This window comes from Schaalia naturae (genome assembly GCF_042665795.1).
In the GTDB taxonomy this organism is placed as follows: domain Bacteria; phylum Actinomycetota; class Actinomycetes; order Actinomycetales; family Actinomycetaceae; genus Pauljensenia; species Pauljensenia naturae.
Genome location: NZ_JBHTEF010000002.1, coordinates 24,506 through 36,752 on the forward strand (window position 1 = coordinate 24,506; position 12,247 = coordinate 36,752).

At 68.8% G+C, this 12,247-nt stretch carries 16 protein-coding genes; all 16 read right to left on the reverse strand.

Annotated elements, in window-relative coordinates; all coding sequences use genetic code 11:
- Positions 1-71 precede the first annotated feature (71 nt).
- Positions 72-641: a recombinase family protein gene (locus tag ACFQWG_RS13945; RefSeq protein ID WP_380976427.1), complete on the reverse strand. Its 570-nt coding sequence runs from the start codon at positions 639-641 to the stop codon at positions 72-74.
- Positions 638-1,759, reverse strand: a complete 1,122-nt coding sequence (locus ACFQWG_RS13950) for a zeta toxin family protein (RefSeq protein ID WP_380976455.1) — start codon at positions 1,757-1,759, stop codon at positions 638-640. Before ACFQWG_RS13950 ends, ACFQWG_RS13945 begins: the two co-directional genes overlap by 4 nt.
- A complete protein-coding gene (locus ACFQWG_RS13955) occupies positions 1,756-2,028 on the reverse strand; it encodes a hypothetical protein (RefSeq protein ID WP_380976457.1) in 273 nt (90 codons plus the stop codon). The genes ACFQWG_RS13950 and ACFQWG_RS13955 overlap by 4 nt, the downstream gene beginning before the upstream one ends.
- 678 nt (positions 2,029-2,706) lie before the next feature.
- On the reverse strand, positions 2,707-3,807 hold the full coding sequence (locus tag ACFQWG_RS13960) for a hypothetical protein (protein WP_380976459.1): 1,101 nt from the start codon (positions 3,805-3,807) through the stop codon (positions 2,707-2,709).
- The gene (locus ACFQWG_RS13965) at positions 3,807-4,721 is read right to left on the reverse strand and encodes a DNA-methyltransferase (protein WP_380976461.1); all 915 of its coding nucleotides are present in this window, start codon (positions 4,719-4,721) and stop codon (positions 3,807-3,809) included. The genes ACFQWG_RS13960 and ACFQWG_RS13965 overlap by 1 nt, the downstream gene beginning before the upstream one ends.
- The gene (locus ACFQWG_RS13970; protein WP_380976463.1) at positions 4,718-4,975 is read right to left on the reverse strand and encodes a hypothetical protein; all 258 of its coding nucleotides are present in this window, start codon (positions 4,973-4,975) and stop codon (positions 4,718-4,720) included. The genes ACFQWG_RS13965 and ACFQWG_RS13970 overlap by 4 nt, the downstream gene beginning before the upstream one ends.
- Positions 4,976-5,010: 35 nt before the next feature.
- Positions 5,011-5,847, reverse strand: a complete 837-nt coding sequence (locus ACFQWG_RS13975) for a hypothetical protein (RefSeq protein WP_380976465.1) — start codon at positions 5,845-5,847, stop codon at positions 5,011-5,013.
- Between the two features lie 62 nt (positions 5,848-5,909).
- Positions 5,910-6,542: a hypothetical protein gene (locus ACFQWG_RS13980; RefSeq protein ID WP_380976467.1), complete on the reverse strand. Its 633-nt coding sequence runs from the start codon at positions 6,540-6,542 to the stop codon at positions 5,910-5,912.
- Between the two features lie 31 nt (positions 6,543-6,573).
- A complete protein-coding gene (locus tag ACFQWG_RS13985; protein ID WP_380976469.1) occupies positions 6,574-7,368 on the reverse strand; it encodes a ParA family protein in 795 nt (264 codons plus the stop codon).
- 104 nt (positions 7,369-7,472) lie between these two features.
- On the reverse strand, positions 7,473-7,877 hold the full coding sequence (ssb, locus tag ACFQWG_RS13990) for a single-stranded DNA-binding protein (RefSeq protein WP_051208465.1): 405 nt from the start codon (positions 7,875-7,877) through the stop codon (positions 7,473-7,475).
- A gap of 107 nt (positions 7,878-7,984) precedes the next feature.
- Positions 7,985-8,194 carry a hypothetical protein gene (locus tag ACFQWG_RS13995; protein WP_380976472.1) on the reverse strand — a complete coding sequence of 70 codons (210 nt, stop codon included), beginning with the start codon at positions 8,192-8,194 and terminating at the stop codon, positions 7,985-7,987.
- Positions 8,195-8,475: 281 nt separating this feature from the next.
- A complete protein-coding gene (locus ACFQWG_RS14000) occupies positions 8,476-8,760 on the reverse strand; it encodes a hypothetical protein (RefSeq protein WP_171245372.1) in 285 nt (94 codons plus the stop codon).
- 451 nt (positions 8,761-9,211) lie between these two features.
- The gene (locus ACFQWG_RS14005) at positions 9,212-10,303 is read right to left on the reverse strand and encodes an ImmA/IrrE family metallo-endopeptidase (protein ID WP_380976474.1); all 1,092 of its coding nucleotides are present in this window, start codon (positions 10,301-10,303) and stop codon (positions 9,212-9,214) included.
- A 100-nt stretch (positions 10,304-10,403) separates the two neighbouring features.
- Positions 10,404-10,766 carry a hypothetical protein gene (locus ACFQWG_RS14010; RefSeq protein ID WP_380976475.1) on the reverse strand — a complete coding sequence of 121 codons (363 nt, stop codon included), beginning with the start codon at positions 10,764-10,766 and terminating at the stop codon, positions 10,404-10,406.
- A 346-nt stretch (positions 10,767-11,112) separates the two neighbouring features.
- On the reverse strand, positions 11,113-11,427 hold the full coding sequence (locus tag ACFQWG_RS14015; RefSeq protein ID WP_380976476.1) for a hypothetical protein: 315 nt from the start codon (positions 11,425-11,427) through the stop codon (positions 11,113-11,115).
- Between the two features lie 40 nt (positions 11,428-11,467).
- Positions 11,468-12,247, reverse strand: a 780-nt coding sequence (locus ACFQWG_RS14020) for a hypothetical protein (protein WP_380976478.1), incomplete at its 5' end; no start/stop codon positions are given.

The window sequence follows — 12,247 nt, forward strand, 5'->3', positions numbered from 1 at the left end:
GCAGGACCACGCGGCCCCGCTACATCAGGTGTCCGAAAAAACAGGGTAGGCACAGCACCTGCTGGCAACTATCAGGACGAAGGGGGGCTCTGGACGCGGGAAAGAGCACGACTCACACTGGAGCGCCCCACGCCCAACACCCCGGCGATCTGCTCAATGGTCTGGCCGTCCTCACGCATCCGCTCGGCCTGTCGCAACCGCTCCGGAGTCATCACAGTGGGGCGGCCACCCACATGGCCGCGAGCCCGGGCAGCCGCAAGGCCCGCGTGCGTCCGCTCCCGGACGAGATCCCGCTCGAACTGAGCGAACGCCCCCGCCACGTGGAACAGCAACCGCCCCGTCGGCGTCGTCGTGTCAATCTCCTCGGTCAAAGACCGGAACTCGACACCTCGCCCACCCAAGCCCTGCACGACCTCGATCAGGTGAGGCAGGGACCGACCCAGCCGGTCCAACCGCCACACCGTCAAGACGTCCCCGGCACGCACGTAATCCAAAGCAGCATCGAGTTGCGGCCGCGATGCCTTCACCCCCGACGCGTGGTCGACGAAGATCCGCTCACACCCCGCCTGGCGCAACGCGTCCGTCTGCGCCTCCGGGTTCTGATCGCTCGTGGACACACGGGCGTACCCAACGGCGCTCACCTGCCCCGCCCCCGCTCCCGGTACGGAACCTCCCCACCACCATCGGGACGCTGGTGGCGCTCGGCGAGCCGGCGGTCGATCTCCTCCCCCAGGTGCTTCCTGGTCGCCGCGCGTTGCGCAGTGGTCAGACCTGGTGTCCGTCCTCCGGCCTCTGAGGCGTCGGGAAATCGCGCCGCCCGCACAACACCCTCGGCGCGCGCGAGGCGCGCCAACGCTTCACGCTGACGCGCCACGTCGCCCGGCCACGCCTGCACCACCACAGCGGCCGCATCGCGGGTGGCTAGCCTGTCCACCACCCGCATCACGTCGGCATCGACCTCCCCCAGCCAGGCCCGCGCGTGCAGCGCGTCCGTGGTGTACTCCACCCAGCTCCGTGCCTGCTCCACACTGAGGCTGCGCACATCGCGGGCCTCATCGACCGCCAAGGCGGCCACCTCCCCAAACTCGCGGCCACCCGCGCTCACCACCGCATCGTGGAAAACGCGACCCTCGCGGTTCTGCACCACCACCCGATCCACCACACCCGACGCCACCAGGTCATGCACCGTGCCGCGCACATTCGCGGCCGCCATATCGTGCGCGGCTCCCGGCGTCCACCGACCCGTACCGGATCTCTCGACCTGTTCGATGTACCGCGACAGAATCCCCGCCCGCGAGACCTCCAGCGGGACCGCGACGACGCGCAACTCCGTCTTGTACCCGACCGCCTTAAACGCCTCAAACTCGCCGCCCAGCATCGCTGCGTCCCGCAGCGTCGTCTCCACCACCGCACTGATCCTCTGGCCGCGCAAGTACGCGGTCGCCATACCCACCCACGCCCCGGACGCCGGACTGGTTACCTCCGGCATCCGCAACGGCTCCTCACGCATCAGGCGCGCGTAATCCGGATGGAACCGACGCAGCTCGTCGCCATTGATGATGACCGCCCCCGGGAGGGAGCGTTGGACATCCGATAGCACGCCGCCCTTGCCCGCCCCTGGCTGGCCCCCAACAGACACAAAGCGCGGTGGGCCGGAGACCACCGCTCCGGCACCGCCGCGCTGAGGCTCGACGTAATCGGGGACGACATACCGCCCGAACCGCTCCCGCAGAACCTGCGGGTCCAGCTTCCCGCTCACGCCGTCAGCAGCGGCGCGTGAGCAGGCATCGTCGCCAGCATGGCGCGCAACTCCTCCGTCTTCGACTCGATGGCCGACCGGCTGTGCGGGTCCACGGCCCGCACCTGACGCTGCATCTCGATGCCCGCATTCCGCCAGTGCCTTCCCGACGCCTCGCTCGGGGCCTCCTCCGCCCATGCCACGTATTGCCCGCCGATCCGCGTCGCCAGCTCCAGCAACACGTCATAAGCCATCGGGTTGAACGTCCGCGTGTCCTCGTTCGTCGCCATGTCGACCTCCCTCCGCTCGACCCGTTCGGGCCGTCTGCAACCATTCTACTCGCCCTCCCGAAACCCGTCTAGAGGTTGTTTCGGGAGAATCTTGTTTCGGGTATGAGTTCCGGGCGGCCCACATCCGCGCAGCGGCGCCGCTGGCGCGGCCACCGCCATCCTCGCCCAGAAACGATCGTTACCGGTCGACTGCCCACCCACCACCAGATCGAAGCCGCAAGCTCTGCCACTAGACTCGCGTGTCATGACAGCGAGCGCTTCGGACGATAGAAGAGGTTCTCGTTCCGATGTGGACGCGGGACAGTCCCTGTCCGATTACCTGACCGCGACCGGCCAGCTCGTGGCGAAGCTGAACGAGTGGGAAGGTCAGTACGGCGATCTGCTCACGGAGCTTGCGGCTGCCCACAAGAGCGGCAACAGCGATCGCGCCGAGCGTGTCGCGGCCGCGATGAGGCACCTCTCCTTTCTCTGCAAGGCGACGCATAGCCGACTCGATGTGTTGAACGCCGTACAGACATCCACGTGGTCAACGATTCTCTCTGATGCCGCCGCAGCCCAAGGGAGACAGTTGGCGCGAGCTACCTGGGTATACTCGCGGCCGCGACGATAGGACTTGTGGTGGCCACCGTCGTCCTGATCCTGGTTACGGCCCAGGCCTGACGACTCGCCTCTTGCTCCTTAGCCGGCTGTGCCGACTAGGAGCGGGAAGGGAGTGACGTCGAGCATGTCGGGCAGGTTCGAGAGCGTGAAGACCCTGCCCTCCGTGTCCCGCACCACGGGTCCGAGAGTGTCGTTGACTCTGCTCCATCCAAGTCCGGCCAGTACGGCTAGTAGGGGCACGCCTCCAAGGCGCACTGACTCGGCGCGTAGCCGCTCGAAGCGCAGGGCCTTGTCGCGAGCAGTGCCCCCGTCGTTGACGAGCTTGCATTCGAGGATTGCTCGCAACGTGTCCGACTGGTCGAAGACCACGAAGTCCGGCGCCGGGGTGACGTGAATCTCGAAGCGCTTGGTGATTTCAGCCTGATTGTGCGCGCCGGTCCGAATGTATGGGATGCCGTGCTCTGTGAAGAGCTCCTCAACCGCGTCCTCCAGCAGGTCACCGCGCTGGGTGGAGGTGGCATCGAGGAGTTGTCGGAACGCTCCGCCATAGTGCCGCTGGTGCAAGAACGCCTCGTAGGGCACTCCGTTGGCCGCGAGGTGTTGCACAGTGCCCCACCCTCTTCGGGTGTCGTATTTGTCCTGCTTGGTGCGCAGGTCGCCCGGTGGGTCTCCAAACAGCGTGCCATCCATGATGCCGAGCACTGTGAGCGCGGCCAGCCGAGCGTGCTGAGCGGTCGGCGGAGTGCCCTTGCGCTCCATGCCGTCGATGCGACCTGGCGACAAGGGCTTGATGCCGAGCGGTTCCGCGACGAGTTGGGTGGCGCTGGCGAACTCCTTCGACAGCAAGCCGGTGATGGTACGGAACACGAGCAGCGAGCGGGGTTCGTCACGGATCGCCTTGGAGACGGTCTCCTCGGTCACGTTCGTGAACAGTTCAGTGGCGAGGGCGGCCGCTTGGTAGGCCTCCTGAAAGTGCGGCAGGTCATAGAAGTCCATCGCGTGGACGTAGGCGAAGTCTGGGGCCAAGTGCGGCACGTATGCCTCGCGGGCGACCTCGGCATAGATTTGCTGGTGTTCGGCGGTGCCGTGCTTCTGGGCCACGAGCCTGATCTGCGCGACTCGCTGGTCCCAGGTCTTGGCATCGACGATCGCGCGGACGGTCGCCTCGATCTGGGGCATCAGCTGACGGCCTGGTCGAGGGTGGTCAGCGCGATGCGCTCCTGAGCCAACGCGGCGAACTCCTCGTGCAGTTCCAAACCGCCTGCTCGACGAGCGAGTCGACGAGCAACGACTGCGGTCGTTCCACTTCCTGCGAAGGGGTCTATGACGACTCCACCCACGGGGGTCATTGCTTTGACGAAGAACTCGGCCAGGCCCTCGGGCATGGGGGCGGTGTGCGCCACACCCTTGTGCTGGTTGTACGTCTGACTGACCGGAATGACGTTCCCGGGGTCGGCTCCCCCGTAGCTGTAGGTCTGGACCCGATCACGTCCGAATCCGGCGGCCGTTGAGCGACGGCCGTTGGTGTCGAGCTTGCGTCGCTCGATTTCCTCGGGTGTGGTCTTGTACGGGACCCTGATGGCGTTCAGGTCGAAGTAGGGCTTGGTGCCTCGTGCGAAGTGGAAGACGTGCTCGAACGAGTCCTTTGTTCTAGGACCGAACCGTCCGGGGATCGCGTTGGGCTTCTGCCACACGTACTCCTCGACCCAACGCCACCCCATGTTCTGGAGCGCGAGGACGAGCTGGAACACGTATGGGTGGCGCTGGCCCTTCAGTGGCCCATCCTTGGCCACCCGCTGCTTGATGTTGATAACCATTGACCCGGTGTCCGTGGTGGCCTCATACATCGCCCGGGCGAAGGGCAGGAACCACTCCACGTAGCGGTCCGGGTGTATCCGGCTGTACGCCCGCTGGTCAGCGTAAGGGGGCGAGGTGAAGAACAGATCGACGCTCTTCTCAGGCAGCGCTGGCAGCCACAGGGAGGCGTCTCCCCACGTCACACCTTCGTCGAGGAGCAGAGCCAGGGCGGCCTGCGGGGTCTTGGGGATGGCTGGGCCGAGCGGCGGTACAGGCTGCAACTTCACGCTCGTCATTCTTCCACACTCGCTCTGAAACCTCGGGAGCCGCCACCACGGCGGTGTGATCGAGCGGCAGCGACAGCGGCGCGGAGAGCACCCGCCAGAGCGATGAGGGCACCCAGGGTGAGCAGCGGGTAGCCGAACACCGCGTAGCCCGCGATGGGCCTCGTCGAGGCCGAGGGCGGGAAGGGCAGCGGGTGCGGTGTCAACCCGGGCTCGGGCCACAGGATGATGGCCAGACCAACGAGTGCGAGCACTCCCCCGGTCACGATCCAACTCCTCCCGGGGCGGGTGGGGCCGGCGGTCACTGCTCCTCCTCGGCGTCCTCGGCCGGAATATCGACGAGGGCGCGCGGGAGCGGTACGCGGTCGTGGGCTACTTCCCACAGGTGCCACGCCAAGGCGTCGCCACGCTCGTCGTCGGCCGGATTGATCGTGTCCGTGGTGTCCCACCACCCCGCCTCGGGGTTGGTCTCGGCCTTGACCTCGACGGCGACGGTGAGCCCGATGGCCCGCGCCGTGTCGAGTACGGCCGCGGTGAAGGCTTCGGCGTAGGCCTGGAAGGTGGCTGCATAGCGTGCGCGGAGCAGTTCCTCGGCCGCCTCTTCCTGCGCTGCCCGGGCGTCGACGGCCGCGTTGTAGGCGTCCCACTCTTCGGCGGGCGCTCCTTCGGTCGGTCCTGGGTGTTGGGCGCTCCACTCCTCCCCTGCTCGATAGAGCACCTGGGCGGCGTCGTCGACGTGCGGCAGCATCGTTTCGCGCTGCGCGGTCGACGCGTCCTGGTAGGCCTCGGTGACGAGCTGGGCGACGTTGAGCGGCACGATCACCGGCAGGGTGCGCCGTGGCGCCAGAACTACCGGGTCGGCGTCGTAGCCCACGGTGCCGCCGACGAGCTGGCTGAGGGCGTCGGACTCCCATGAGCCGGGCCGGCCAGCTGTGATCCTGTTCGCGCTGCCGACGTTGGCGGCGACGGCTCCGAGCGCTGAGGCCAGGAAGTCGGAGAAGTCGACCGGTCCGTGCTGCGGGTGGTCGAGCTGGACGGCGGCGGTGAGGGTGGCCACGGTGGCGTCCCACAGTCGCCGGTACTCGGTGGCGTAGGCCTCGGCCGGGTCTGTGCCGGGTTCGGGCTGGTGGTTGGTCATGGTGTGTGTCCCCTGTCTGCCGTGTCGAGTTGGTCAATGCTGTCAGCGTGGTCTGACATGGGTTATCGCACGAGCCGGTTGGGCAGGCGCGGCGGTGGTGTGGGCAGCGAACCGTCGTTTTTGGTGCGGGCGGCGTCGACGGCGGCGGCGATCGCCTCGCTGCACCATGCGCTGTCGCTGGGCCAGCGGCCGGCCTGCTGGTCGGCGTTGATCGCGGCGCGCATCCGGGCCACGGTGTCGGTGGGGATGGAGAACGATCGGGTTGAGCCGGTGCGCTCGTCGGCGCGTCCCCGGGGCTGCGCGGTCGCGCGTTGCTTGGGGGTGCGCGCGGCGTAGGTCTCGATCGCGGCTGCGATCCAGCGGGCGAACGTGTCGGCCTCTCCCCCGTTGGTCCAGTCGGCCAGGTAGGCGGCCTTGGCGTCCTCGAACTCCTGAGGGGTGAGGTAGATGCCGAGCCGGGCGGTGTCGCTGGCGGCCGCCGTGGCGGCCTTGCGGACGGCCGCCGGCTTCTTGGTTGTGCTGGCCTTCTCGGTGGCGCTGGTGGCCTTCTGTGGGGCGTGGGCGGGCTCCTCGACGGGTCGCGTGGCGGTGGGCTGTGCCGAGCTGCGCGGCTCGGCCGTGGGCTCGAGGTCCGGGGTGTCCGGGTCGAGGGCGATGGCGGCGCGGTTGCGGTCGCGCAGGCTGCGGCGGGTCATCGTGTCTCCTTGGTCTGGTTGGTCGATGTGGTCAGGCGGTGGCGTGGTGCTCGGCGCTCACCTGGGCGTCGGGCTCGGGTGTGCCGATGATCGGGGCGAGGGCGGCGGCGTAGTCGGCGGCGATCGGTGAGCCGGGGGCGAACACCGAGACGGGCATTCCGCTGGTGTAGGCGTCTCGCGCGGCTACGGCTTCCCGGACGGGGGTGGTCACTCGGCCGGGGTGCTGCTCGGTGAGCATGTCCACGACGTCGCGGTCGAGCAGCCGGCGGCCGTCGTAGCGGGTGGGCACGATCCAGTGCACGCGCTGGCCGGGCTTCATCCTCGGGGCGATCCGCTGGGCGATCACCTCCACGAGCCGGTCGAGCTGGTCGTAGGCCTCGGTCTCGCACGCCACGGCCGCCACCACGACGTCGGCGGCCGCCAGGGCTGCCAGGGTGACCAGGCCGAGGGCCGGCGGGGTGTCGATCACCACGTCGTCCCACTCCCCCGCCACTTCGGGCAGGTGGTCGCGCAGCGCGGTGATCACCTCGGGCCGGTGGTCGAGGCTGGCCAGGTCGTGGGTTCCGGCGAGCACGCTCGCACCGGGCACGCTGGGGGCGTCGATGGCGGCCTCGGGCGCGGTGGCTTCGGCGGTGAGTACGTCGGCGGCTACGGCTGACACCTCGGTGTCGTCGGTGACTCCGAGCCTGGTCGTGAGGTTGCCCTGCTGGTCGAGGTCGATCGCCAGCACGCGCCGGCCGCGCCGGGCGAGGGCTGCGACGAGCTCGGCGGCGGTGGTGGTCTTGGTGCTCCCGCCTTTGGACAGGGCGACGGCGTAAACGGTCATGCTCGGGTCTCCTCGGTGTGGTGCCGCATAGCTGCTTCCTCCTTGCTCTCATGGCTGCGGGGCGGGGGTGGCCGTCAGGCTCTCCCCCGCCCCGTCGCCACGCCTCAGCCCTCGCGGGTGTCGTCGGCCTCGTGGGCCTGGTTGTTGCTCCGGGTCGCCTTGGTGGCTCGCACGGTGTGGTAGCGCAGGCTGAACGACACCTCGTCGGCCTTGACGTGTTGCGCGGTGCGGTCCTCGCGCGTCTCCTTGTCCGCCCACCGGTCGGTCACGATGCTGCCGGTGACGTGCACGCGGTCGCCCTTGCCGCACGACTCGACGACGTTCTCAGCGAACGATCCCCAAGCCTGGACGCGGAACACGTTGGGCTCGGCGTCCTCCCAGCCCTGCCCGTCCTCGGTACGCCGGCGGCGGTTCTCGATGACGGTGAAGCGGGCGACGCCGCGGCCGCTGGGGGTGAATCGCAGCTCGGGGTCGGCGGCCAGGTTCCCGGCGAAGGTGATGGTGCTCATGGTGGGTGCTCCTTGTGGTTGGGCGGTTGGTCCGCCGTGTTGATGGTGTCAGTCTAGTCTAGTTGGTCAATGTTGTCTAGGCGGTTCGGCGTGTTTCCTTGGTCGATCTACTCCCCTCGCCTGTCGAAGGTGCGGGCCGCGCCTTGGCGGCCCCAGTGGTAGGCGTCGCGCTGCTGCTCCTCGGTGATCTGCTGGCCCTGGGCCAGGCGCACGGCGGCGCGGTAGCGGTCGGCGTCCGCGGCGCGGGCGGCGGCCGCCAGCTCGTCGAGGGTGCCCATCACCTGGGCCAGGGTCGGGGTGGTCTGCTGCTGGTCCATCTGTGTTGTCCTTCCGGTGCTCGTAGACTGGTGGGGTGCGTCCGGCGTGGTAACCGGTCGCCGTGTTGATGCCGTCCCCTCGGTTCGCCCTCGTGGCGTTGCCGGGGGGACGGTGCTTTTCGCGGGTGCTACTCGACTGGCTGGGCCGGTGCACCAGGGCAGGCACTCCTCCCCTGGCTCGGCTCCGCACTCCTCGCACGGGTGGTAGAGCGGGTCGCCTTCTCCGTCGTACAGCTCGGGATGCTGCTGTACGTGGCTGAGGTGCTCGTCGCCTGCGTACATCACCGGGCCACCTCCTCGCCCATGAGCACGGCCACGGCGGCCGCGCGCCGTTCGGCCTCGACCTGCTGGGCGGTGACCAGGCCACGGCTGAGCACCATGTCCTCTAGGGCGGCCACGGCGTCCCACGCCTCGCGGTCGGTGAACGCTCGTACATCGTTGACGATGACGTTCTGGCGGTGGGCGGACTCCCTGGCCTCGGGATCCACGGCTAGGCGAACCACGGCTCGGCCTGCTCGGCCGATCGCTTCGCGTCGTTCGGTGCTGATGTTCGGGTTCCAGGTCATGGCGTCCTCCTCGGTGTGGCGGGGGTGGTAGGTCCCCGGCTGGTCTGCCGTGTTGATAGTGTCAGTCTAGTCTAGTTGGTCAATGCTGTCTAGTAGTTGTGCGTGTTTTCTTGTTCATCTCGTTTCTTCGGCCCCTTCTCCCCCCGTCCCCTCTTAGCTGCCGAAGATGACGCCGGGACCGGTGCTGTCCAGGGTGGCCGTAGGCCATCGCGTGAGCGACGCGCAGCGCCCTTGACCGCACCGGGACCGGCGCGACAATGGCGGCGCAGGGGGCGGGGGAGTGAAGCCGGCGGATCGACGCGGCCCACCTGTCCAACTGACCCGTTAGGCCTCGCGCTCGATCACGAGTGCGAGGCTGTCGACCTGTTTTGGTCTGTGTGGTCTGGCTGGTCAAGAACGGGGGAGACGCGAACCGAGCCGGGGGTTCTCGCCCCGGCTCGGTTCGTCGCCCTTAGGCGGCTGCGAGCAGTTCGGCAGCGATCGCCTCGATGGGCTCGCCTGCCTTGGCGCGTCGCCAGGCCTCGCCCTTGGGCTCTAGGCCGGCCTCGCGCAGCGCGGCGGCTAGGGCCTTGTTGTCGGCCTTGGCTTGGGCCTTGTCGGCCTTGGCGGACCGGGTGAGGGTGACGTCTTCGGCTCCGAATGCGACGGCGGCCACGGCGTCGAGCACGTGGCATGAGCGCTCGTAGGCGACGGCGACGCGCTCGGGGTTGCGGGTCCACTCGGCCGCGTAGCGGGCCGATCCTCGGGCCAGCTCGCCCTGACCAAACGCGGTCAGCAGGCCGAACGCGACCGCTTCGGCTTCGGCTTCCATGTCGCCTCGGTGCTGTCCGGCGTAGGGTCGCTCGTCCTCGGCTCCGTGCAACAGGGCGTGGGCGACCTCGTGGGCCAGGGTCTCGACGGCCGCCCATCCGGCCAGGCCGCCATGCACGACGATTTGGCGGGTGGCATGCACGGTGTAGCCGCCCTCGGCCATGTCGCGGCCGCTGCGCTCAACGCTCCAGCCCTGGCCGGTGATCCACGCGGCGAGCCGCTCGAACACCTGGCGGGCTTCACCCTCGGGCAGCTCCGGCGCGGCGAACGCGGCCGCGCCGGTCTGGCCATCCTCGTTGATCACGTCGGCGGCGCGGTAGGTCTGCTCGATGCGGAACACGCGTCGCTCTTCGGCTCCGGGGGTGTCCTTGGTGGCCTTCTTGCCGGTGGCGGGGTCGATCCACATCGGCACGGGCCGAGACCACACGGCCAGCGCACCACCGGTGGGGGCGTAGCCGCGCTTGCTCCACACGTAGCGCGGGGCGATCTCCTCGGCGGCGGCGCGGATCGCGGCATCGAACGCGGCTTCGTCGCTGAGACCTTCGGCCGCGAACCGTCCCCAGAGCTGGCAGACGATCAGGGCGTGGTTGCTGGGGGAGTAGGCCGGGTGACCCGAGCGCAGGCGCAGGGCGCGGGCCGCCATCGCGGCAGGCCATCCGGCGGGGTTGGCGATGAATGCGGCGACCTGCTCGGTCATCGCCTGGCGGGTGGCCTTGTGGTCGATGGTGCTCATGGGTGCTGCTCCTTCGGTGTGGCGGGGGTGGTAGGTCCCCGGTTGGTCTGCCGTGTTGATAGTGTCAGTCTAGTCTAGTTGGTCAATGATGTCTAGTCGGTCAGGTGGTTTTCTTGCGGGTTTCTTCGCGGGCTGTTGCCTCGATGGCGTCGACGTCTAGGCCGAGCTGGCGGCCGCGTGTCTTGTCTCGGCTGAGTTGCTCGGCGTTGCCGGTGCGGGTGGCGTGGATGATGTGGTTCCTGACGAGGTACTGAGCGAGGCACATAGCGGCGTAGTTGGGGTGTTCTCCGGGCGGGAATCCGCAGATGCCGGGCTGGTCGGGGTCGGCTCCGTGGTTCTGGCGCAGTAGGTAGCCGCTGGGCTCCTGGGTGCCGCAGGCGGGGCAGGTCGCGGGCTGCCTCCATCGCTGGGCCTGCTCCTGGGCGCGGTCGTAGTCTCCGAATAGGTCGGGCTGGATGCTCACGGCTGGTCTCCTTGGTCTAGTTGGTCAAAGGTGCGTCGGCGGGCTGACTCGGCCCCGTGCTCTTGGCCTTGGCCGCTGACCGTTTTTTCGTCCCGCCCCCTGACGTTTGTCCCCGTCGCGGCCGCATAAGGGCCTCCGGGTCAACCCGGAGGGCGGTGGGGGAGAGAAGTTTCGGCGCGAAATAAGCGGAGGGAGGAACGACCGGAGCGCGTGCCGAAAGTTCTCGGAGGAGCCGGCGGCGTAGCCGCTTGACGCGGTGGTCCGTGGCCGCAGAGTAGGACGTCAGGGGGAGGGCGTGAGGTGACCTTCACGCTCGAAGTCTTGGTCCGCGGTCCTGGTCGGCGCGTCAGCGCCGGTAGCGGGCCTGCTGCCGGGCGGCTGCGAGCTGCTCGCGCATCCGACGCTTGGTCTCAGCGATCCGGGCCTGAATCACGGGATCGTTGCGCTCTGCCGCCAGTCGCGCGTCCTCCGCCTCCCTTTCAGCTCGTGCCCTGGCGCGCTCGGCGGCGCGGGCGGCCGCCTCGCGGCCGCGCCGCAGGCGCGGCGGCTCGTCGACGTCGGGCAGGGCGGCGCGCACCTGGTGCGCAAACAGCGCGAGCGGGTCACGCTGGGAGCCTGGGTACGGCTCGTACAGGCCGAGGGCGACCAGCGTGCGGCACAACGACCCGATGCCGCACGGGCGCGCAACAACGGAAATCTCCCTACTCCTCCGCCCCGCCTGCCGCGGCGACTCGCCCGATAACCACCTGAGTCAAAGAGCCCATAGCAATCAACACTGCGTGCCACGCGAGATGGGAGTGGGAACATGAGTCATCGAATTCGGCAGTGGCGAGTTCCTGGTGAAGGTGGTCGAGTGCTCCGGCGGCGATCGCTTCGCGGGCCGCTCGATGGTCAGCGCGGCCATCTGGTCGTCGCGGGTAGGGGGGGTAGATGTCCCAGGGCCGACCGAACGTGAGGGCAATCTGTCCCGTGGGCTGGCGGCGTCGCTTGTGGCGGCCTGGCGTGGTCATCCATTCCAGTTCGGCCTGCCACCATTCCCACAGGTCTCGCTCGGCCTTGTAGCGGCCTTCCCGTGCGGCGAGGCGGCCCGCAACGCCGAGGCGGCTGGCGGCGAGATCGCGCAGCTCGGGGCGGGTTCGACGCCAGCCCGTGGGTGTGGCCACGGCGAGGCCTGCTCGGGCGAGGTCGTCGATCAGCGGGCCGGGGTCAGTGGTGCTTGTGCTCGGATCGTTGAGGCGGGCGTAGAGGTTCCCTGCCGCGATCCGTTTGGTGTGGCCGGTGAACACGTCGTGTGTGGCGAGGTTCAGACGGATGCTGAGCTGGTCTAGCAGGAGGTTTCTCCATCGGCTGCCCGCCCCTGCGGGGCGTGCAGCCCCTTGTGACTGAGTGCTATCGAGATCAGTGGGTACCCGCTGTTGGGGGTCGATTGTCCAGGTGGCGGCGTGGCGTCCCTCGCCGGGCCTCACTTGGGCGATCCACCC

Bases quoted from the DNA above. Each gene is read 5' to 3' on its own strand.
- ACFQWG_RS14000 (WP_171245372.1), bottom strand. From the start codon at position 8,760: ATGACCTGGAACCCGAACATCAGCACCGAACGACGCGAAGCGATCGGC.
- ACFQWG_RS13960 (WP_380976459.1), bottom strand. From the start codon at position 3,807: ATGCCCCAGATCGAGGCGACCGTCCGCGCGATCGTCGATGCCAAGACC.
- ACFQWG_RS13995 (WP_380976472.1), bottom strand. From the start codon at position 8,194: ATGGACCAGCAGCAGACCACCCCGACCCTGGCCCAGGTGATGGGCACC.
- ACFQWG_RS14005 (WP_380976474.1), bottom strand. From the start codon at position 10,303: ATGAGCACCATCGACCACAAGGCCACCCGCCAGGCGATGACCGAGCAG.
- ssb (WP_051208465.1), bottom strand. From the start codon at position 7,877: ATGAGCACCATCACCTTCGCCGGGAACCTGGCCGCCGACCCCGAGCTG.
- ACFQWG_RS13985 (WP_380976469.1), bottom strand. From the start codon at position 7,368: ATGACCGTTTACGCCGTCGCCCTGTCCAAAGGCGGGAGCACCAAGACC.
- ACFQWG_RS13975 (WP_380976465.1), bottom strand. From the start codon at position 5,847: ATGACCAACCACCAGCCCGAACCCGGCACAGACCCGGCCGAGGCCTAC.
- ACFQWG_RS13965 (WP_380976461.1), bottom strand. From the start codon at position 4,721: ATGACGAGCGTGAAGTTGCAGCCTGTACCGCCGCTCGGCCCAGCCATC.
- ACFQWG_RS13980 (WP_380976467.1), bottom strand. From the start codon at position 6,542: ATGACCCGCCGCAGCCTGCGCGACCGCAACCGCGCCGCCATCGCCCTC.
- ACFQWG_RS13955 (WP_380976457.1), bottom strand. From the start codon at position 2,028: ATGGCGACGAACGAGGACACGCGGACGTTCAACCCGATGGCTTATGAC.